We start from the raw sequence: 20,491 nt of genomic DNA, 5'->3' as shown, positions 1-20,491 counted from the left end.
CCATCTATACAGGGGGTCATGTGGAGCCGCTGCAGATTCTGGAGTGCAGCCCGCCGCTGGTACGCGAGCAGCTGGACCCCGGCAAGGCCGCCGAGGTCGCTCGCGTCTTCAAAGCGCTGGGCGATCCTGTGCGGCTCCGCATCCTGTCGATCGTGGCCAGCCATGCGGGCGGTGAGGTCTGCGTCTGCGACATCACCGACGCCTTCAAGCTGACCCAACCGACGATCAGCCACCACCTGAAGGTGCTCAAGGACGTCGGCCTGCTCACCCACGAGCGGCGCGGCTCTTGGGTCTACTACCGGCTCGTCCCCGAGAACCTGGCCCAGCTGTCGGCACTGCTGAACACGCCCGCCTCGGTCTGACGGCCGCTCTAGCAGAAAGTACGAGATGTCTTCGAATGCTGCCCGCGCCCAAGCGCCCGCCGAGGGAGTCACGACCGCCATCGTCGGCCGGTTGTCGGTCCTGGACCGGTTCCTGCCGGTGTGGATCGGCGCGGCGATGGCCGCCGGCCTGCTGCTGGGCCGGTTTGTCCCGGGCCTGGACGCGGCGCTGGAGGCGGTGAAGGTCGGCGAGATCTCGCTGCCGATCGCGCTCGGCCTGCTGCTGATGATGTACCCGGTGCTGGCCAAGGTCCGCTACGACCGGCTCGACACCGTCACCGGAGACCGCCGGATGCTGGTCTCCTCGCTGCTGCTGAACTGGATCGTCGGCCCCGCGCTGATGTTCGCGCTGGCCTGGATCCTGTTGCCGGACCTGCCCGAGTACCGCACCGGCCTGATCATCGTCGGGCTGGCCCGCTGCATCGCCATGGTGCTCATCTGGAACGACCTGGCGTGCGGTGACCGCGAATCGGCGGCCGTGCTGGTGGCGATCAACTCGATCTTCCAGGTGGTCGCGTTCGGCGTGCTGGGGTGGTTCTACCTGCAGGTGCTGCCCGGCTGGCTCGGCCTGTCGCAGGCCGCCCTGGACGTATCGATGTGGGACATCGCCCAGTACGTGCTCATCTTCCTTGGCATCCCGTTGCTGGCCGGCTACATCTCCCGCACCTGGGGCGAGCGCGCCAAGGGCAGGGCCTGGTATGAGGAGCGGTTCCTGCCGAAGGTCGGCCCGCTCGCTCTGTACGGCCTGCTGTTCACCATCGTCATCCTCTTCGCCCTCCAAGGCCACACGATCAGCGAGCGACCGCTGGACGTGGCTCGCATCGCCCTGCCGCTGCTGGCCTACTTCGCTCTGATGTGGGGCGGTTCGTTCCTGCTGGGCAGGGCCATTGGCCTGCCGTACGAGCGGACCACCACGCTGGCCTTCACCGCCGCCGGCAACAACTTCGAGCTGGCCATCGCCGTGGCGGTCGGTGTCTTCGGCGTCACCTCCGGCCAGGCGCTGGCCGGGGTCGTCGGCCCGCTCATCGAGGTACCCGTCCTGGTCGCCCTGGTCTACGTGAGCCTGGCCGGCCGTCGCCTGTTCACCACCGCATCCAAGGAGCCGCTTCGTGGCTGAAAACTCTTCCGGCAAGCCCAGCGTGCTGTTCGTCTGTGTGCACAACGCCGGGCGTTCCCAGATGGCCGCGGGGTGGCTGTCGCACCTGGCAGGTGACCGGATCGAGGTCCGTTCCGCCGGGTCAGCGCCCGCCGACCAGGTCAACCCGGTGGCCGTCGAGGCGATGCGCGAGGTCGGCATCGACATCACCGCCGAGCAGCCCAAGATCCTCACCGTCGATGCGGTTGAGGCGTCCGACGTGGTCGTCACCATGGGCTGCGGAGATGCCTGCCCCATTTTCCCGGGCAAGCGCTACGAGGACTGGAAGCTCGACGACCCCGCCGGGCAGGGCATCGAGGCGGTCCGGGTGATCCGTGACCAGATCCGCACCCGCATCGACAAACTCATCGGCGAACTGGCCGCCTGACCACGGCGCAAGGGACGAGCACCGAAATGCGTCCGCTGACCAGCGGCGCCCTTTGTCATGGTTCGTCGCGTGGCGGGTGGCCGAATAACTGCACAAGGTGCCGGAACAGCTCCGCACCCAAGTTCGTCACCGAGTAGACGCCTGTCTTTTGGCAGTCGACCAGCCCGGCGTCGAGCAGCACTTCCAGATGATGGCTGATCTCCGGCTCAGTCGGTTCCAAGGCGTTGGCGAGGTCGTACACGGACACTCTGCCCTGCTCGTGGGCCAGCAGGATGCTGATCGGCCGTAGGCGTATCGGGTCGGCGAGCACGCTCACCCGCCGCGCCAGATCCGCGGCCACCTGTGGAGGAAGTGGCGGGCCTGCCGTCGAGCCGAAGCAGGCGTCGGCGGCGGCGGGCGGGCCGGGCCGCCGCGGCCCATGCATAGACACTCGTCTATTTTTGGGGATGGGGTCTGGCATGTCCAGCGTCCTAGAACGGCGGCAAGGGTCGGCGGCGTCACGCGTCCTCGGCAGGCTCCTCGGGTAGCGCGAAGCGGTAGCCGACGCCTCGAACAGTATGGATTCGGGTGGGGCTCTTCTCGTCGTCCCCGATCCGGCGGCGCAGGCGCTTGCTGTGGACCGCGATGGTGTTGTTCGGCGGGTCGACGGTGCTGTGCCAGACGTCGCGGCTGATCTCGGTGCGGGTGACCACCCGGCCGGCGTTCTGCATGAGGTACGCCAGCAGCTCGAACTCCCGCAGCGGAACGTGCACGACCTGACCCCGCACCTTCACCACGTGCGCCAGCTGGTCCAGCTCGACCTCACCGATCCGCAGCGGCCCCGACAAGCCGGGGCCGGCGCTGATCAGCGACAGAAGTTCGGAGAACCGGTAGGGCCGGGCCACGCAGGCGGCCGCGCCTGCCTGCAGGGCCCGCATCGCGACCTCGGCGTCGCCGGCCCCCACCCCCACGATGATCCGCAGGTTCATGCGCCGGCGCAGCGTGCTGATGAGCGTCGCCGCGTCGATGTCGGGCAGATCCACGCTCAGCAGCAGGATGTCGGGTTGCTCGGCACCGATGCGGAGCAGCGCCTCCACTCCGTCTCTGCAGTGCACGACCGTGACCCCGTGCTGGGACAGTTCGGCCAGCTCTGCGTGCGGGTCGGCGACCAGCAGGAGGGGGCCGATCCTGGCGGTCTCCTCGCTGCCCCGCTGGGTGGGCAGCGATACGGGGGCGGCGCTCGCGTGGCTCATGTGTGCTCGGCTCCCCTTCCTGCTCAGCCGAAGCGTCCGGTGATATAGCCCTCCGTGCGCTTGTCGGCGGGGTTGCTGAAGATGCGGGCGGTGGAGTCGAACTCGACCAGGCGGCCGTGCCGTTCCCCCTTGTCGTCCACCTCCGCAGTGAAGAAGGCGGTGCGCTCGGAGACTCGGGCCGCCTGCTGCATGTTGTGGGTGACGATGACGATCGTGTAGTCCCGCGACAGGACCTGCATGAGATCCTCGATCTTGGTGGTGGCGATCGGGTCGAGCGCGGAGCACGGCTCGTCCATGAGGATCACGTCGGGCTTGACCGCGATGGCGCGGGCGATGCACAGACGTTGTTGCTGACCACCGGAGAGCGCGAGCGAGGATCTGTTCTCCCGCCAGCTGCTCGCTACGCCGTGTCCGAGCATCACGACCACGCGCTGACGTGCGCCTCGCTGCAGATGGCGGCGGCCACTCGAGGCGGCAACGTGGACGGGGGATCTTCCACTCCGACTGCGGCTCGGAATACACGGCCCCCGCTACCAGGAGTTGTGCTGGCGTCTTGGTGTGGTGCAGTCGAGGGAGCGGGTGGGCTGCGCGCTCGACAATGCGGCCGTTGAGGCGTTCACCGGTTCCGTATCCGGGCCGAGGCCCGCCTGAAGATTGCAACCTGGATCGCCGACCTCTACAACGCAACCCGGCGGCACAGCACCCACCGCGGCCTGCCGCCTCTGAACGCGACATGATCGAGAAGAGACAGGCCGAATCGGCCCTGCTGAGAACCGCTGTGGCATAGAACCATCTCCACACTTTCAGGGCATTGACAGTGTGTTGGACGAGGCAGACGAGACCGCCCTGAGCGCGTTCGGGCCCCTCGGATTCACGCGAGGCACGAGTGCCTCAGTGGGCTGTGAGGGCGGCTACCACGCGGAGCATGCGCTCACGTAGATCCGGCGCCTGGGGGCCACGCGTCAGTAGGAGCTGATGCGCCGCGCCCACCAGGGCAAGGGCCATGGAGCCGGTATCGGCACCAGCCGGAACGCGGCCGAGTCGCTGCTCGGCTTCGAGGTAATCGGCCAGCACGCGTTCGCTGGCGTCCAGTTCCAGTGCTTCGGTGCCGTGCGCCTGGCTGAGCCGGGCCACGATGGACGGCCTGACCAGTGCCAGCCCCGCCAGGGCGAGCAGGTTGCCGGCGAACAGCGAGTCGATACACGCCATCACGTTGTCCACCACCGTGCCTGAGCCGGCTCGTGCGGGCAGATCGCGGAATCGCTCCGTTGCCGCCTTCGCACGGTCGAGGAAGAGTTCGGCGAGGAAGTTGTCGAGGTCGCCGAAGTGGTTGTGGAGTAGCCCGGCGGCGACCCCGGCCTCCCGGGTGATGGCGCGGCTGGTGAGCGCGGACGGACCCTGGCGCAGCAGCACTTGCTCGGCGGCGTCGAAGAGCTGCTGCCGTACTTCGGGGATGGTGACGCCACGGGGTGACATGCCTCCCGAGTTTACGACCTTGCCAGAATGAACACTCGCTCATACTGTATGAGCATTCGTTCATTCTCGGGAGGATCATGAAGACGCCGGAGTTCGTGTGGACGCGAAGGCACGTAGTCGCCCTCTTGGCGCTGTGTACGGCGCAGGTGCTGGACGCCGTCGACAGCACGGTGGTGAACGTTGCGTTGCCCGCCATACAGGACGACCTCGCCTTCACGGCGGCCGACCTGTCCTGGGTGGTGAACGCGTACATGGTGCCTTTCGGCGGCTTTCTGCTGCTGGGAGGTAGGTTGGGCGATCTGCTCGGCCACCGGCGGGTTCTGCTGGGCGGCATCGCTCTCTTCACTGGGACATCGCTGGCGGCAGGACTGGCCCAGGGGGCAGGAATGCTGGTCGCGGCCCGCGCTGTGCAGGGCCTTGCGGCGGCACTGATCGCGCCGATGACACTGGCCCTGATCAGCCAGATTTTCCCGGACGGGCGAGCGCGCGCCCGTGCCTTGGCGCTGTGGGGTACGGCCACGGTCGTCAGCGGCGCGCTGGGGCTCGTCGCCGGCGGGTTACTCGTCGACGGGCCAGGCTGGCGGTGGATCTTCTTCATCAATGTGCCGGTCGGCGCGCTGCTGCTGGTAGCGGGACGTGTGCTGCCGGGGCGCGCAGAAGGCCGCCGATCCACTGAGTTCGATTTCGTCGGCGCGGCGACCGCCACCGTGGGGGTCGGGCTGCTGATCTATGGCGTGCTGCGGGCGCAATGGTGGCTCGTGCTCGTCGGGGTGGCGCTGCTGGGCTACTTCGCCGTCCATGAGGCCGCCGTGGCGAAACGCCCGCTGGTCGATTTCGGACTGTTCCGCGACCGCGCGCTGGTCGGGGCCAACTTGATCCAAATGGTACGGGCCAGTGCCCTGTTCGGGCTGTTCTACCTGGCCACGCTGTTCATGCAGGATGTGCTCGGCCTCTCGGCTCTGGCCACCGGCCTGGCGTACGTGCCGCTCACGCTCGTCATGGTCGCGGCTTCCTGGCTCGGGCCGGGGCTGACTCGCCGCCTGCACGTCCGTACGGTGTTGGCGTCCGGCGCGTTGCTCGCCGCCGCGGGCCTGCTGCCGCTGGCCTGGATCTCGCCCGATACGGGTCTGCTCATGGGGGTGATCGTGCCCCTGGTCGTCTTTGGCGCCGGTCTCGGGCTCATTGTCGTGCCACTTACCAACGCCGCGCTCTCTGGCGTCTCGCCCTCAGCCGCTGGTGTGGCGGCCGCCCTGCTCAACGTCAGCGCCCAGCTCGGTGGGGCGTTCGGGCTGGCGGTCCTCGCGACGGCGGCTGCCGCCCGTACCGGTGATCGGCTTCGGGAAGGGACACCGATGGATCTGGCGCTCACTGACGGATACGGCTCTGCCTTCGTCGTCTCCGCCTTCTTGATGGCGCTGTGCGCCGTCCTCGCGATCACGTTCTTCCACGGCAGAAAGGACGCGGCGGCATGACCGCGAAACGAGTGATCATCATTGGCGCGGGGATCGCGGGCCTGGCTGCTGCGCTGCGGCTGCGCCGGAGCAGCTGGGAACCTCTCGTCCTCGAACGCGCCCCGTCGCGTCGCAGCGGCGGCTACGCGGTCGTCTTCTCCGGTATCGGACACGACGCGGCCGAACGCATGGGCATCCTGCCCGGCCTGCAGGCGCGCCAGGTCGGCGCGTTCGACCTCGCTTATCTGAGGGCCGACGGGCGCCCGCGCTTCACCGTTCCGTACGCGACCGTGCGCAAGGTGCTCGGCGGCGGCGGCATGGCGCTCCTGCGCGGCGACATCGAAACCGTCCTGTACGAAGCAGTGGCCGATCAGGCCGAGATTCGATTCGGCACGACCATCACGGCCGTGCGGCAGGAAGCTGAGGCAGTGGAGGTCACCCTCGCCGACGGCACAGTCGAGCGGGCGGCCCTCCTGGTGGGTGCCGATGGCCTGCATTCGACCGTACGTGCGCTCGTCTTCGGCCCCGAAGCGCAGTACCGGCGGGACCTGGGCCATATGGTGGCCGCTTTCACCCTGGACGAGTTGCTGGCCGGAGCGTCCAGGAGGGCGTTCACCACGGTGACCCGCGTCGGGCAGACGTTCACCGTCGCAGGCCTGGGAGGGGGAAGGGCCGCCGCGTTCTTCACCTATGGCACCGACGATCCCGCCGCCGAGGTGGACAAAGGCCCGCGCCACGCCCTCCAGCAGGCATATGGGGGCCTGACGTGGGCCGCGCCTGAGCTGATCACGAACATGCGGGAGAAGGACGCGTACTTCGACAGTGTGAGCCAGATCGTCATGGATCAGTGGAGCCAAGGACGGGTCGTGCTGCTCGGCGATGCCGCCTGGTGCGTCAGTCTTTTCGCCGGCTACGGCTCCGCCTTGGCGGTGGGTGGTGCCGACCTGCTGGGTACCGCGCTCGATCGCCACCCCGATGGGATTCCGGCGGCTCTGCGTGCTTGGGAGGCAGGGCTCCGGCCGGAGGTGATCGAGCGGCAGGCCAAGGGGCGGGCCAACACGGGCCTGCACGCTCCACGGAACCGTCTCGAACTCGCCCTGCGTGACTTCCCGTTGCGTTTGGCCGCAGTCCCTCCGGTCACCCGGATGCTCACTCGCCACCTCGACTTCCACAAAGGCTGATCAACTCGGATCCAGCCGCGCTAGACGCCCTCCGTAACTCCTCCACCGCCAAAGCTCGGCCCGCGCACAGCCGCCACGGGTGACGCGCCGATCGGCGTCTTAGGACGGGCGATGCATGGCGGGCAACCATCGCGCGCAGGGAGGGAGACTTCGGACGCTACCTGAGAAAGTGCCGCTTTTACGGCTAGTACATAATTGCCAAACAGTGTCAATTGGGACGTTAGATGCTGTGCCATGGAGGGGTATACGTGTCAGATCTTCCCTCAACCCGACGCGGTGCCGGGCGGCTGCTCGGGCCGGAGAAACGCGGGCTGGCAGGCATGGCCGTGTTCATCTGTGCCCTGCACCTCATCGGTTGGGGCACCCTGATCCTCATCATCGCTCCTGAGCACTATGCGGTCGGCGGGCAGGTGTTCGGCGTGGGGCTCGGTGTGACCGCCTACGCTCTCGGGATGCGGCACGCGTTCGACGCCGACCACATCGCCGCCATCGACAACACCACCCGCAAGCTCATGTCGGACGGGCAGCGGCCGCTGTCGGTGGGGTTCTGGTTCTCGCTGGGGCACTCTTCGGTCGTCTTCGGACTATGCCTGCTGCTCTCCTTGGGGGTTCGTGCCCTGGCGAGGCAGGTGGGCAACGACTCTTCGACCTTGCAGCAGGTCACCGGGGTGATCGGGACCACCGTCTCAGGGGTGTTCCTCATGCTGATTGCGGTGCTGAACCTCGTCGTCTTGCGCGGGATCGTCAGGGTCTTCCGCCGCATGCGCCAGGGTGACTACGACGAGGCCGCGCTGGAGGCTGAACTCGACAAACGTGGCTTCATGAACCGCATTCTCAACGGTGTCACCAGGACCGTCACCAAGCCCTGGCACATGTACCTCGTCGGACTGCTGTTCGGGCTGGGCTTCGACACCGCCACCGAGATCTCGCTGCTGGTCCTGGCCGGAGGTGCGGCAGCCTTCCAACTGCCCTGGTATGCGATCCTCACCCTGCCGATCCTCTTCGCCGCCGGCATGAGCCTGCTGGACACCATCGACGGTTCCTTCATGAACTTCGCCTATGGCTGGGCGTTCTCCAAACCGGTTCGGAAGATCTACTACAACATCACGATCACGAGCCTGTCCGCAGGAGTGGCCCTGATCATCGGTTTCATCGAGCTCGACTCCGTCCTCGCTGACAAACTAGGCATAACCAGCGGCCCGCTCCGCGTGATCGCCGACTTTGACCTCGACTACGTCGGCTACGGCATCGTCGCGCTGTTCATCCTCACGTGGGTGCTGGCGGTCGCTGCGTGGAAGGTGCTGCGGATCGAGGAGCGCTGGACCGTCCCCGCGCGTAGCCCTGCCGACGAGACCGCGTAGTAGGGCAGCGCGGGCAATGCCACTACTTGACCAGTAGGTCGGCTGCCGAATGCCGCCGTGCCCTCGAAGCGCGCTCCCCAGTGCCTTGCACACGCGTAGCGGCGCGCATGAGGCCGGTAGCTTGATCGCCAGGAGGCGCCTGCGTGTCGCCAGGCTTCGGGCGAGGCCAGGTGCTAAAACGAGATTGTCATTTCCCCCCGACCCGCCCATACCGGTCCGTGCATGGCGATGTGACGACGCCAATGCCTATTGAGGGCATCGACTGGCGCACGGCCTGGGGCAATCCTCATTGACATCATCGGGGGAAACGCATGTTCATCTCATCGACTTCGCGGCATCGTCGGGCCTGGGCCCTCATCCCTCTCACCGCCGCCCTGGTCGCGGTGCCGGGAGTGGCCGCCACTACGGCCGCGAGCGCGTCGGTGCAGCAGGTCGCCGCCGCAAGCGTCACCGTCCGCCACGATGTGACGTTCATGGCGATGCTGCTGCCGCACCACGTCACTGCCGTGCGCATGGCGCAGGTCGCCAGGCAGCGGGCCGTCCTGCCCGAGGTACGGAGGCTCGCAGACCGCATCGTCGCCGCACAACTCCGAGAGATCCGGCAGATCCAGAACTGGCTGGAACGCCGGGGCGCGCGGCCCATGGAGGAGCCCCGCGCGATCCAGGAGATGAACGAGCAGGACCTGGAGATGCTCCGCACAGTCGACCGGGCGGAGTTCGACCACATGTTCCTCATGATGATGCGCGCGCATCACGCGGCCGGCGTCATGATGGCCATCGACGAGCTCGAGAACGGAAAGGACAGGGAAGCCCTGCGCCTGGCCGAAACGGTCCGGGACACCCAGCTGCGGGAGATCGAGGAGATGAACCGCCTGCTGGAGCGCCTCCACGGTTAGTCGCTGAATTCGTCGGCGGCGTTGGGCGGTGTCCACACGACCCTCGAGCCCAGCGCCGCCGCACGGGCCCACCTACACGGCAGCAACGACGTCCATTGGCCGAACCTGACGCGGACCAGCGAGGCCTAACGTGTCATGGGCGGACGGCGCCGAGGAGGCGGTTGCGCCAGTAGTCGTCGAGATCGCTCACCTTGATGACGTCCCCGGTCTGCGGGGCGTGGACCATCTTTCCGTTGCCTGCGTACATCCCCATGTGCCCTAGGCCCTTGCTGAAAAGCAGGTCGCCAGGCTGTAGCGAGTCGAGGGGCACGCGGCGGTCGGCGCCCCAGCTCCATTGGGTCCACGTGGTGCGGGGTAGTTCGACCCCTGCGGTACGCCAGGCCGCCTGGGTGAGGCCGGAGCAGTCGTACGATCCCGGTCCAGTGCCGCCGTACCGGTAGGGCTTGCCGATCTGGGCGAAGGCGAACTGCAGGGCCGCCCGGGCGTTGCCGGAGGCAGGGCCGGTGTACGGGATGCCGGGACTGTTCGGGTCGCCGGTCTGGAAGGCGCCGAGCCGGCGAAGGAGTTTGGTCTGCTCGGTGACGAGTTCGTCGACTTTCGTCTTCTCGTCGCGTACCTCGTCGCGGGCCGTCTTGGCCTCGGCCAGGGCTCGCTCGGCCCCTGCGCGCCGGTCACGCAGCTCCTTGGTGGTCGCCTCGAAGGCTCGCATTTTCGCGGCTCTGGCCTGCACCAGCTGGTCCAGGGTGGCCATGCTGCTCAGAACCGTCTCGGGGCTGCCCTCGACGGTGAATCTCGCCCAGCTCGTGAGCGACCCTGACTGATAGTCCCCAACCGCCGCGGTGACGAGATCGCTGCGCAGGGCAGTCGCTTCCGCGTCCATGCGCCTGACGTCGGCGTTGAGGGCGTCGTGCTTCTTCTTGGCCGCCTTGTAGCGCTCGGTGGCCTGGTTGTACTTCTCGACGAGCTGATCGGCCTGTTCGTTCAGCTTCACGAGCTTGGCCCGGGCCTGCTCGGGCGACGGTTCGGCGGCGGCATTGCCCGAGGTGGAAACCAAGACAGCTAAGGCCAGGGCTGTGGCCACCGCTGATCTCCCGAGCCATGTCGGCGCTGCCACTACGATGCCTCCTCGTAATTTCTAAGCTGGGGCGAAATAGTACAGAAGGTCGAGGGCTGGGTAGCCGGTTCGCCGCAACTTCCTCAGAGTGTGAACGTACGTTGCGTAATAGCCGGTCATGGGAGGTGTGCGTACGACCTCCCATGCGTTCAGCCCGTGGGCGGTCCACGCCGCGACGGTGAGGGAGAAGGCGGCGTGGCATAGACCTTCATGTGGACATGCGGCGTTGAATAACTACACTGCGTAGTAGTGAGTCGGTGTGGTCCTAGCCCCCCACCGGCTCACCTCTATTGGCCTCGTCACGAAACATCAACGCTGGCCGGGCGGAAGACGACGGTGAAGTCCGTGCCGCCGTTCCTGGACTCGTACACGGTGCCGTCCTCAGTCGCGGCGAGCAGGCGCTGCCGGTCGACAGCGGTGAACGCCACGGGGGGAGCCGGAAGCCGGCCGCTCGTCCGCCAGGTCTTTCCGGCGTCGACGCTCATGTGCACTTGACCGTCGACGTCCGACCCGATCAGGAGATCGGCGGCAGGAGCCTCGATCTGGCCGAGCGGGGGTGCGTCTTTTACCGGCTCGAAGTCCATGCCGCCATTCCCGCTCACCTGCACGCCACTGGTCGTGGCCGCATAGACGCGCTCCGGCTGCGCGGCATTGGCGGCGAAGTCGATGACCTCTTCAGGAGCACCCTGCCGCCAGGTCGCGCCGCCGTCGACGCTGGCCCGAACGCGACTGGTCTGGCTGTCATAGGCATACAACGTGGCCCCTGCCGGTTGCAGGGCGTGGAAGTCGGAGATCCCGAGCTCGGAGACGGTCTCCCACGTCTCCCCAGCATCAGTGGTACGAATCAGGCCAAGATTGGGCGGGGAGTCGGTATCGGCTTCGCCGGGGTGACCGCTGGCGAGGAAGGTCTTGGGGCCGACCACTGTGAATCCCATGTGGTCTTGGACGCGCCCTGCCACGCGCTCGGCGGTGTGCGCGGACGTGACCTTGAACAGACCGTAGTGCCCGGCAAGATAGACGGCGCCGTCGGCCGGATCCACACCAAGGCCATGGATGTGCCCGATGCCTGGATCGTCGGCCTGGGCAGGCTCCCCGGACTGCCCGCACGACGCCAATGCCATGACCACGATTGCCGAAACGACAGCACGAATCCCTCGCATGACGCGGAGTCTACTAGGGATGTTCGTAGGCCATGGACGAGGAAGGAATGAGCGCAGCGGCGACGCTCTGGCCCTCGATGGACTGGAGTGGCTAGCCCGACCGCTCACCCATCGGGATGGTGGTCTCTGTACACAGGTGCCCATTTCTGTTCAGGATGAAGAGGACTGCCCCGCAGGCCCATCCCAGGCCGAGAAGCGCCCACCAGTGCAGACTGGGCAGGCTGAGCGACCGAGCGGCGTCGAGGGCGCCGCCAATGGCCACGTTTCCCATCGCGAGTCCTAGCCCGGAGATGGTGTTATAGCAGCCGTAATAGGTTTCGACCAGTGATCGCCGCCGAGCTTCAGGACCGCGGCCATCTCGAACGGGTAGAGAACCATCGTGCCCAGCGTCAGCAGGGCCGCGGTCAGTGGCGAAGGTTGTGAACATCATGGGCAGCGCACTTCGCGTGGGGCTGTTTCGATGAGTACTGACGGTCACAGAAGTAGCCCTGCTCACCCTAAATACATGCGTATTACTTAATCAATCAATCCTTGCACGTAAGGCGCGGTTCAGCATCGTAGACCGTGTGGAAGCGCTGCTTTCGGATCACCTTTCCGTCCTGCTTGAAGATGCGCCACACGTCGATCGTGAATCCCTCGGCGCCTTCCATGGGGATGCACTCGGGTCCTGAGTCGGTGATGCTGCGGACGGGCTTGATGTCGTAGCGCCCTGAGCTCTGCGATTCGATGTCATAGCGCTTGGTGCTCCAGAACTGCACGGTGATAGAGGTATCGGTGTAGGACGTCTTGATGAGCACTCCGTACGGCGAGTCGTTACGCCAGCGGAAGTCCGGTTGAGGGTACGAGACCGTCGATTCGCGGCCGGCCGGGTAGCGGGAGATGTAGTACTGGTGGGGCATGTGCTGGACGTCCTGGAAGCCCCCGAAGAAGACGGCGTTGAACATCGTGGTGGCGAACTGGGACACCCCGCCGCCGACGTCGTTGACGAAGCGGTTGTTGAGGATCATCGGCGCCTCGACGAAGCCCCGCGCTTTGTCCCTTTTGCCGACCACGCCGTTCAGGGAGAATGTCTCGCCTGGCTGCACGACATAGCCGTCGACGATGTCGGCGATGCGGTGAATGTTGGTCACACGGGGGGCGCAGCACGGGTATCGGGTGGTGTACGAGCTCACCTTCTCGCTGACACCCAGCTTCTTGGCCTCTGTCGTGGTCACCCGGGGCTGCAGGACCGTGGCGGGCAGCTCGACGCGGCGGTTGCCCGCCGCCAGGGCTTGGGAGATGGCCGGCCCGAGCGCCTTCACATCGACGCCGCGGCCCGGCTTGGAAGGGATGACCTGCGGTCTGCCATCGACGATTTTGAAGGAGGCGTCTCTTGGCGGGATGCTCACCAGTGCCTTGGCCAAGGCCGGAGCGACCTCGGAAGCTCTGAAGGACGGGCGGAGGCTGCCTCTGCCATCGGAGACGAAGCGGAGACCGGCCGCCAGTTGCTCCCTGGACACGGTGGCTTCCTTACTGCCGCTCCGAACAGTGAGGGGAGATGCGACCGCCGTACGCGCGGTCGTCGCGGCGACCCGCCGGACCTCCGCCGCGGTGAGCGCGGGAGGCATGACCTTGACCTGCAGTTCGACGGTGGGGCGGCCGTCCGCGAAGGCCGTTCGCACAGCTTCCGTCGCTCCGCTGACGTCCAGAGCGCGTCCGTTCTTGGGAAGTACGCCTCGCGGCTGCAGGCCCTCGTAGCGGACCGTGCCCTCCACCGGCTTGGTGGCCACGCTCTTGGCCAGACCGGCGAGTCCGGTGGCGAGCCGCTGCTCGTTCACGGTGACCTCGGGCCGGATGTGCCGACTACCGAACAACGAGCGAACGACGCCCGCCGGAGTGGCGGCGTCCTCCATGGCGGCCTCGACCGTCGCGTGGGTGTCGAAGCCGAGACCCAACGCGGCGGGCGTGACCTGCTTCCGCTTACTCGCCGCGATCAACGTCATAGGCCGATGGAGTCGCCCGCTGAGCTCGGCTTCTAGGCGGGAACGGGCCGCCCCTGGCGACAGGCCACCGATGTCCACGCCGTCCACCTGCGTGCTCGGCGGGACTTTCCCGGCCAGCACGATGGCGGGCACGGCATAGGCCAGCAGCGCGACGAGAGCGACAGCCGCCGGGATGAGCATGCGCCGCGAGCGCACGACTCCCACGGCACCACGAGACCGGAGACGACGATCAGGCCGCTTCGCGCTCACGACACAGCCGGACGGAAAACGATGGTGAGGGCCTCGACGCGGGTGAGCAGCGGCGCATCTCTGACGATGGCGAAGCTCGTACCGCCGTTCATACTGGCCTGGGGGCCGCCCGGGATGGTGGCGTAGAGGCGGTCCCGCTCGGCGGCGTTCGCAGCCAGGTCGATGGCATCCTCCTTGCCGTCGGCTGTCCAGGTCTGGCCGTCGTTCTCACTTCCCGTGGCCGGTGGCCATAGACGTAGAGCCTGCCATCTGCGAGCTGTCGCGTGGAAGTCTACTAGTCCATATAGTAAGCGAGCTTCCCATGTCTCGCTCGACGGTGGACCGAGGCATGCCTCCAATAGGTGATCCCAGGATTGGCTAGCGGGCGAGGATGTCCCTGGCTGGGCGCTGATGTAGCGGGGAGCCGGCAACTTCGGGAAATGTCGTAGCGGTGGTCCCTCGGGTTCATGGGCGGCCAACGTCGCATCGTGATAGAAAATCAACTATGGAAGATAGTAGACATGGCTCTGTTGGTGGGAGGATCCCAAGCCGCTCATGAAGATCACTGTTGTTCATCCAGGCAATCTGGGGCCTTCTGAGCTGCGCAGGTGGCGTGCTCTGCTGCGTTCCGGACGCGAGCTGATCAACCCGTTCCTGTGCCCGGAGTTCACTCTCGCGGTCGGGCGGCTCCGGCGTGACGTGCGGGTCGCGATCATCGAGGAAGCCGGAGATGTCGTTGGGTTCTTTCCCTTCGAACGACACGCGCTCGGCATCGGCAAGCCGGTGGGCGCCGGGCTCACCGACGCTCAGGGTGCGATCTTGTCTCCGGGCCTGGAACTCGATTCGTCGTGGCTTCTCAAAAAGTGTGGGCTGAGTGTGTGGGAGTTCGACCACCTGATCGGCGATCAGTTTCCCGCGCACCAGGCCAGTCGCCACCCGTCCCCGTTCATGGACTTGCGCGGCGGATACGAGGCCTACGTGAATGTGATCAAGCTCCAGTCCGGCAAGACCTACAAGTCAACGATGTACAAGGAGCGCAAGCTGGGCCGGGACGTCGGCGAACTGCGCCACAGGTACGGCGTCACCGACCGGGCCGCGCTGCGCACTTTGATGGGTTGGAAGAGTGAGCAGTACCGCCGGACCGGGCGGACGGACAGGTTCGCGTGGCCGTGGATCGTCCAGCTGGTGGAGGACCTCCTACACGTGGACAGACCTGCCTTCGCAGGGGTGCTGGACATGATCTACGCCGGGGACCGGCCGGTCGCCGGGCATTTCGGCCTGCGCAGTGACACGGTACTGGCTGGGTGGTTTCCTTCCTACGATCCGGAATTCGCCCGTTACTCGCCCGGGCTCATTCACCATCTGTCGATGGCGCGCGAGGCGCCCAAGCAGGGGATCCAAGTGGTCGACATGGGCCGCGGCGACAAGGAGTACAAGGACAAGCTGAAGACGGGGGAGTTCGAGGTCGCCGAGGGGCGTCTGGCCCGGCGCACGCCGGCAGCCGGGCTGCACTGGCTCGTTCGCACGCCCGTTCGCGCCGCACGCAACACCGTGCTCGCTCAACCCAGACTGCGCGAACCCGCCGATCGGCTCCTCAAAACCTACGGCAGAGTGCGCACCTCGATGCTCCGCACCGCCCACGACGACCGATCCGCATCGGTTACAGAGACCTCGAGGTGATCGGTGTTCGCGCGTCTGGAGGCAGAGCTGAGGTCCCGGCTCGGGCGGGAATGCCTGTATGTACCCTCGAACAGATTCGGCCTTTTCATCGCCCTGCGCCGCTGGATGAAGCCCGGCCAGCGGCTGTTGATGTCGCCGATATCGGCTGACGAGATCCTGTTCCTGGTCCTGGCCGCGGGTTTGCGGCCGGTCATCGCGCCAGTATCCACGCGCAGCGGCAACATCGACGCTGCGGCGGTGACGGATCTCCGCTTCGACGGGGTGATGACCACCAACTTGTTCGGCCTGCCGGATGATGTCGTCGCGCTGGCCGACCTCTGTGCAGAGCGCGGAATCCCGCTCATAGAGGACGCAGCCCATGCACTGCAGACCACCGTCGGCGGGGTGCCGGTGGGCGCGTACGGCACGGCAGGGGTGTTCAGCCTGTCCAAGCACGCGGGGGCGGCTCAGGGAGGAGTGATCGCCGTGACCTCACCGGATGACCGCGCTTTCCTGGAGGAACTGCGCGAGCGGTGGCTCGGTCGACGATACGCGGCCGCCGAACTCGCCGGCCTGCTGAAGGCGGTGGCACGCAATGCCGTGGCCGGGACCGGGCTCGCCCGGCCGGCGTGGTGGCTGGCCGAAGCCCTGGGGCTGAACGAGCGGCGCGATGGATTCAGAATCCCGCTGCGCCGTAATGTGCTCGCCTCTCGCCTGGCCGGGGTGCCGTATTCGGGGATGGTGGTCCTGGACCCCTGGATCCGCGCCGACAACCACAACTACCGCATGAGACAGGGCGGCCTCTCCGAACGGTACGCCTTACGGCGGTTGAGGGTGGCCGAGACCCAGCGGAAGCAGCGTCTGCGCGGTGTGCGCCGCCTGGCCGAACTCAAGACTGCGGCACCGGTCGTGCACGATCATCTCGATCAGCCGCTGTTCCGCGTGCCCCTCCTGGTCCGGGACCGTGACGGTGCTGCCGAGAGGCTACGCCGTCTGGGGATCATCACCGGACACATCTACGACCCGCCGTTCGACGACTACGCGCCCGGTCTGACCGAGCCGTCGCCGACGCCCGAAGTCGCTCGATGGTGGGCCAGGCACGTGCTGCCCGTGGACCCCTTGCTGGTCGATCGGGCGTGGCCGATCCTGGCCTCCCTGCCGTCTGCTCTAGAGCCAGTGCGATGAGCATCTCCCACACAAGGACTGGATCACATAACGGCGCACTGTTTCATGGAGAGGACGGTCTCGTGAGTCGATTCAGTGGCGTGGAAGAGGCGGTCCTCAATCGTCTGTGGGAGTGGGGCCGCCCGGCCGATGCCCAGGAGCTGCTGGAGACTGTGCGCCGCGACAGTTCCGCTACCCGTGCCGTCCTCAACCAGGCGCTCGACACCCTTCATCGCGCAGGGCTGCTGGACCGGGAGCGTGTTGACGGCAGGGACGTGTTCTCGCCGACTGTCAGCCAGGTAGCGCTGAAGGACTTGCTCATGTCCCAGGTACTGGGTACGGCTCGAAGTCCCGTGGGATATGCGGTGACATGCGTGAAGCACATCGCCCCGACAGAATCCGTGCCACCTTGAAACAGCGCATTCGTAGTGTCGGCGCGCGGGCGTCCGTATCTCGTGGTGCTGAGAGCCGGACTTACGGGGACAAGGATTGTGGCGCGGGCCAGCCCCTCCGTCAGAGGAGGAAGAGATTGTGGCAGTGGTGTGCCACGAGGGCGGTCACTCCGGGAATGAGGGCAACGGCCGCGGGGCCGGCCAGCAGCACTCCAACGGCGATCATGCCGGCGAGTTTTTCGCGCTGGCACAAGGGGACGGCCGGATGGAGCATCCGGCGGATCCGGGCCAGTGCCGTATCCCCACCGGCGCCGAGCGTGAAAGCGGGTGTTCGACCAGTGGCAAGGCTCACCAGAGCGGCGGCGATGTGCAGGCGCGGGTGATGACGGGCCGCCACATCGTCCGCGCGCAGTTCGACCAGGCGGGCTACCTCGGTATTGGCCTTGACGAACAGCGGTAGGACAGGGAAGGCACGCTTCAGGCCCTCGGCCAAGGCCAAGACGAGGTGGTGCCTTCCACGCAGGTGAGCCCGCTCGTGGGCGAGGACGGCGGCCACGTATTCAGGGGTCAGAGACCTCAGCGCGGCCGTCGTGATCACCGTCTCGCCTTGGCGGCCGGGCAGGCAGTAGACCAGCGGTTCGTCGTACTCGAGCACGATCGCGTCCAGTTCACTGTCGCGGCGGCCCAGGAGGCGCAGCATCTCGGCGTGCCGTCTACGTTCTCGGGACGCGGCCAACAGCACAGCCCCCACGCCGGAAGCTGCCCAGGCCACGATGAGACCCCCCGCGGCGAGGGCAAGCCAGCCTCCGAGGGACATCGTCGCAGGATCGAATCCGCTGTGGAGCATGGCGAAACAGGCCTCGATGACGCTGGCCAGCCCATGCCCGATTGTGTCGGCAGGCACTGCGGTGGCCACGGCCGCCAGAATCGAGGACGCGATTGCGGATCCGCAGGCGGCCAACCACAGACAGATCGCGAGCTGGGGTGCACGATCCGACCACGACGCACGGATCAAGAGCTGGGGCAGCAGCGTCGTCGACACTGCCGCATACACCGTGAGGATGGCAGCGATCATGAGCGAGGGGTTCGCGGCGAGAACACCTGGAGCGCTGTCTCCAACGCCTTCGACTCTTCGGGATTGAGTCGCTCGAGAAAGTGCACCAACGTAGCGGCCTGGTTGCCGCTCCGGGCCAACGTCTCACGCATCTGCTGGGCTGTGTAGGCCTCTTTGGTGATGACGGGCTCGTATATGTAGGCCTTGCCCTGCGGATGCCGCTTCAGCAGGCCCTTCTTGAACAGCTTGTCCATGACGGTCATCACGGTCGTGTAAGCGATCTCCCGGTCACGGCGGAGATCCTCCAGCACGTCCCGGACTGACGTGGGCCGACGGTAGGACCACAAGCGATCCATGATCGCGGATTCCAGGTCGCCCAAAGCACGCGCCACGCGCCCGCCCTCCTAGCCATGACTTCCTTGATGTTACCTGAGATCGTAGTCCTCCTGGATCGTGGAGAGGCTTGTGACGGGGTCTGTTACCTGCGCAAGCATCCATAATGCCACGCTTGCGTGTCACCCTTCTTGCGGATAAATACTACGTTAATTAGTAAAGTCTCTTTGGCAAAGCCGGCGGCGGTTCAGTTCGTGCCTTTTGGGCACGACATTCAGTTTCGGCTGAGCCGGGTCAAGGAAGCCGCCCAGGAGCGGCCGGGAGTGTCCCAAGTCGAGATTCCCGGGCGTCGCCCACGGCAGCGGCGTCTTCGACGCCGCGCCCTTGATCGGCGAGTCCGTTGTCGGCTTCCTCTCGACCATGAGCTGGGTTGAGGTGCACGTCCATGGGATGTGCCGCCTGTGGACGTAGTGCCCGAACAAGATCAATAAGTCCTACGGTCACAAACATGCTCTGATGCCTCGCGGATGGAGAGCTTCCTTGACGGCACCCAGGCTCCAGGTGAGGGAGCGCCGGAGATGGGAGGGCAGGCTGTCATGGTCTCCACCACGGCGTCGTGCATGTTCTCGGCGCTGCTGTCGATCGGTAAGCGGGGGAGTATCACGTAGCGCGGGGTGGCGGGCACGCATGCACTCATTGGTTTCTTCAGGGGAGAACAGCGGCCGGTGGGGCCCTCGTCAGCCGATGGGCTCATTTGGGAAGAAGGTAAAGAATCGAGGCAAAAACCCCGGCCTGGTAAGGGTTTGCGGTGACCTGCGCAGCTAACGCTCGAACCGCACTTGCACTGCACCATACAAACTACTTACCTTAGTAGGCCTGAGGCGCACGGCTAGGGCCCCGTACAGGGGTGTGCGTCCGAGATAGCCGAGACCGTGTCCTACCTGCACCCCATCATGTCCGCAGGTAGGCGCGGCCGCCGAATCCGCCAAGAGTGCGGAACCGGGGACCCATGTTCCTTGGGGTGAATCGGATCGCCCGCAGGGCTTTCCGTAGGGCACTTCCACGCCCGAACCCGTCAGCTAACCCGGTAGGCGGCATGGAAGCAAGGAGCTTACCCCAGCATGACCAAGACCGTAATTCTTCGTGCCCTCACGCCTGCGAACAGTCTGCGACTCGTCATGGGAGCAACCGTGGCCGCCGGAGCGCTGCTGACGGGAATGCCGGCCTTCGCCGCCGACCACGAGAGCGACCGCAGCGAAGGCGTTCAGTCCTCCACCCAGCAGCGGCCTGGGCAGGTGACGGCCGACGCAGTCCTCCAAATCGCGGAATCTCAGGTGGGCGTGACCGAGAACGCGGCGGGCGGCGGAACGCCGTTCCACGAGTGGTACATGTCCTCCCAGCGCGCTCAGGAGACCGTGGCCCGCGACGGTGGAAACGTCCGGGCTTACGCGAACGCCCCATGGTGCGCCATGTTCGTCTCCTGGGTCGGTGAGAAAGCCGGCGCCCGCCTCACCGTCGGCTGGGACGCCTACACCGTCACCTGGGCCAAGTGGTTCCAGGACAACGGGCGTTGGGGCACCAAGCCCAAGCCTGGCGCAGTCGTCTACTTCTCCTGGGACGGCAAGACCGTCAACAGCATCGACCACATGGGCCTGGTCAAGCAGGACAATCGGAACGGGACGATCACCACCATCGAAGGCAACACCGGCAACGGCAAGGTGGAAGAACGGATTCGGCCCAAGTCCGACGTCGTCGGCTACGGCTACCCGGAGTACCGGGACGTGCAAGTCTGATCGCCGGGGCGGGGCCACCAAGGCCCCGCCCTTATCGTCGGCACCGCGGTGCTTTGTTTCCTTCTGGCGGCCTTCCCCTTCCGAGAGAGGCTCGCTCGCCACGCGGTTGGAC

General features: G+C 66.4%; 19 protein-coding genes, 1 pseudogene and 1 riboswitch. Of the genes and pseudogenes, 11 read left to right on the top strand and 9 right to left on the bottom strand.

Features of this window, described 5'->3' with window-relative positions; all coding sequences use genetic code 11:
- Window positions 1–20 precede the first annotated feature (20 nt).
- Genes ACGFIM_RS16680 through ACGFIM_RS16670 form a run of 3 tightly spaced genes read left to right on the top strand, consistent with a single transcriptional unit; the run spans window position 21 to window position 1,903 of the window.
- A complete protein-coding gene (locus ACGFIM_RS16680; protein WP_393200886.1) occupies window positions 21–362 on the top strand; it encodes an ArsR/SmtB family transcription factor in 342 nt (113 codons plus the stop codon).
- Window positions 363–387: 25 nt separating this feature from the next.
- Complete coding sequence (gene arsB / locus ACGFIM_RS16675; protein WP_393200884.1) at window positions 388–1,497, top strand: ACR3 family arsenite efflux transporter; 1,110 nt, start codon at window positions 388–390, stop codon at window positions 1,495–1,497.
- Complete coding sequence (locus ACGFIM_RS16670) at window positions 1,490–1,903, top strand: arsenate reductase ArsC (RefSeq protein WP_393200882.1); 414 nt, start codon at window positions 1,490–1,492, stop codon at window positions 1,901–1,903. Before arsB ends, ACGFIM_RS16670 begins: the two co-directional genes overlap by 8 nt.
- A gap of 55 nt (window positions 1,904–1,958) precedes the next feature.
- Here the strand turns inward: ACGFIM_RS16670 and ACGFIM_RS16665 are convergent, their stop codons facing one another.
- The 4 genes and pseudogenes from ACGFIM_RS16665 to ACGFIM_RS16650 form a co-directional block, all read right to left on the bottom strand.
- Window positions 1,959–2,243, bottom strand: a complete 285-nt coding sequence (locus tag ACGFIM_RS16665) for an ArsR family transcriptional regulator (RefSeq protein ID WP_393200880.1) — start codon at window positions 2,241–2,243, stop codon at window positions 1,959–1,961.
- Window positions 2,244–2,400: 157 nt separating this feature from the next.
- The gene (locus tag ACGFIM_RS16660) at window positions 2,401–3,135 is read right to left on the bottom strand and encodes a response regulator transcription factor (RefSeq protein WP_393200878.1); all 735 of its coding nucleotides are present in this window, start codon (window positions 3,133–3,135) and stop codon (window positions 2,401–2,403) included.
- Window positions 3,136–3,158: 23 nt separating this feature from the next.
- Window positions 3,159–3,536 (bottom strand): annotated as a pseudogene (locus ACGFIM_RS16655) (phosphate ABC transporter ATP-binding protein); the annotation flags it as partial.
- 490 nt (window positions 3,537–4,026) lie between these two features.
- Window positions 4,027–4,611: a TetR/AcrR family transcriptional regulator gene (locus ACGFIM_RS16650; RefSeq protein ID WP_393200876.1), complete on the bottom strand. Its 585-nt coding sequence runs from the start codon at window positions 4,609–4,611 to the stop codon at window positions 4,027–4,029.
- A 77-nt stretch (window positions 4,612–4,688) separates the two neighbouring features.
- On the opposite strand from ACGFIM_RS16650, the gene ACGFIM_RS16645 reads away from it, so the two are divergent.
- The 4 genes from ACGFIM_RS16645 to ACGFIM_RS16630 all read left to right on the top strand — a co-directional run bounded on the left by ACGFIM_RS16645 (window position 4,689) and on the right by ACGFIM_RS16630 (window position 9,500).
- Window positions 4,689–6,083 carry an MFS transporter gene (locus ACGFIM_RS16645; protein WP_393200874.1) on the top strand — a complete coding sequence of 465 codons (1,395 nt, stop codon included), beginning with the start codon at window positions 4,689–4,691 and terminating at the stop codon, window positions 6,081–6,083.
- Window positions 6,080–7,243 (top strand): FAD-dependent monooxygenase, encoded by a 1,164-nt coding sequence (locus ACGFIM_RS16640; protein WP_393200872.1) that lies wholly within the window; start codon window positions 6,080–6,082, stop codon window positions 7,241–7,243. The genes ACGFIM_RS16645 and ACGFIM_RS16640 overlap by 4 nt, the downstream gene beginning before the upstream one ends.
- A gap of 248 nt (window positions 7,244–7,491) precedes the next feature.
- A complete protein-coding gene (locus tag ACGFIM_RS16635; RefSeq protein ID WP_393200870.1) occupies window positions 7,492–8,604 on the top strand; it encodes a HoxN/HupN/NixA family nickel/cobalt transporter in 1,113 nt (370 codons plus the stop codon).
- Window positions 8,605–8,996: 392 nt separating this feature from the next.
- Window positions 8,997–9,500: a DUF305 domain-containing protein gene (locus ACGFIM_RS16630; protein ID WP_393200868.1), complete on the top strand. Its 504-nt coding sequence runs from the start codon at window positions 8,997–8,999 to the stop codon at window positions 9,498–9,500.
- A 133-nt stretch (window positions 9,501–9,633) separates the two neighbouring features.
- Here the strand turns inward: ACGFIM_RS16630 and ACGFIM_RS16625 are convergent, their stop codons facing one another.
- The 3 genes from ACGFIM_RS16625 to ACGFIM_RS16615 all read right to left on the bottom strand — a co-directional run bounded on the left by ACGFIM_RS16625 (window position 9,634) and on the right by ACGFIM_RS16615 (window position 13,960).
- A complete protein-coding gene (locus tag ACGFIM_RS16625; RefSeq protein ID WP_393200866.1) occupies window positions 9,634–10,581 on the bottom strand; it encodes an NlpC/P60 family protein in 948 nt (315 codons plus the stop codon).
- A 332-nt stretch (window positions 10,582–10,913) separates the two neighbouring features.
- The gene (locus ACGFIM_RS16620) at window positions 10,914–11,774 is read right to left on the bottom strand and encodes a F510_1955 family glycosylhydrolase (RefSeq protein WP_393200864.1); all 861 of its coding nucleotides are present in this window, start codon (window positions 11,772–11,774) and stop codon (window positions 10,914–10,916) included.
- A 524-nt stretch (window positions 11,775–12,298) separates the two neighbouring features.
- Window positions 12,299–13,960, bottom strand: coding sequence for a VanW family protein (locus tag ACGFIM_RS16615; protein ID WP_393200862.1), 1,662 nt, complete (start codon window positions 13,958–13,960; stop codon window positions 12,299–12,301).
- 579 nt (window positions 13,961–14,539) lie between these two features.
- Between ACGFIM_RS16615 and ACGFIM_RS16610 the strand changes: the two genes are divergently transcribed.
- From ACGFIM_RS16610 to ACGFIM_RS16600, 3 genes are all read left to right on the top strand, one after another.
- Window positions 14,540–15,664, top strand: a complete 1,125-nt coding sequence (locus ACGFIM_RS16610; RefSeq protein WP_393200860.1) for a GNAT family N-acetyltransferase — start codon at window positions 14,540–14,542, stop codon at window positions 15,662–15,664.
- A 3-nt stretch (window positions 15,665–15,667) separates the two neighbouring features.
- The gene (locus ACGFIM_RS16605; RefSeq protein ID WP_393200858.1) at window positions 15,668–16,828 is read left to right on the top strand and encodes a DegT/DnrJ/EryC1/StrS family aminotransferase; all 1,161 of its coding nucleotides are present in this window, start codon (window positions 15,668–15,670) and stop codon (window positions 16,826–16,828) included.
- A 62-nt stretch (window positions 16,829–16,890) separates the two neighbouring features.
- Complete coding sequence (locus tag ACGFIM_RS16600; RefSeq protein WP_393200856.1) at window positions 16,891–17,220, top strand: BlaI/MecI/CopY family transcriptional regulator; 330 nt, start codon at window positions 16,891–16,893, stop codon at window positions 17,218–17,220.
- Window positions 17,221–17,320: 100 nt separating this feature from the next.
- Here the strand turns inward: ACGFIM_RS16600 and ACGFIM_RS16595 are convergent, their stop codons facing one another.
- Entirely contained in the window at window positions 17,321–18,274 is a 954-nt protein-coding gene (locus ACGFIM_RS16595) for a M56 family metallopeptidase (protein WP_393200853.1), read from the bottom strand.
- On the bottom strand, window positions 18,271–18,645 hold the full coding sequence (locus ACGFIM_RS16590) for a BlaI/MecI/CopY family transcriptional regulator (RefSeq protein WP_393200851.1): 375 nt from the start codon (window positions 18,643–18,645) through the stop codon (window positions 18,271–18,273). The genes ACGFIM_RS16595 and ACGFIM_RS16590 overlap by 4 nt, the downstream gene beginning before the upstream one ends.
- A 905-nt stretch (window positions 18,646–19,550) precedes the next feature.
- A riboswitch (cyclic di-AMP (ydaO/yuaA leader) is annotated at window positions 19,551–19,695 on the top strand.
- Between the two features lie 12 nt (window positions 19,696–19,707).
- On the opposite strand from ACGFIM_RS16590, the gene ACGFIM_RS16585 reads away from it, so the two are divergent.
- A complete protein-coding gene (locus ACGFIM_RS16585; protein WP_393200849.1) occupies window positions 19,708–20,379 on the top strand; it encodes a CHAP domain-containing protein in 672 nt (223 codons plus the stop codon).
- Window positions 20,380–20,491: the final 112 nt, after the last annotated feature.

The sequence above is a fragment of the Nonomuraea sp. NPDC049309 genome (assembly GCF_043196965.1).
Taxonomy (GTDB): domain Bacteria; phylum Actinomycetota; class Actinomycetes; order Streptosporangiales; family Streptosporangiaceae; genus Nonomuraea; species Nonomuraea fastidiosa.
Note: the sequence above shows the minus strand (reverse complement) of the source record. Positions and strands in the feature narration are given on the sequence as shown.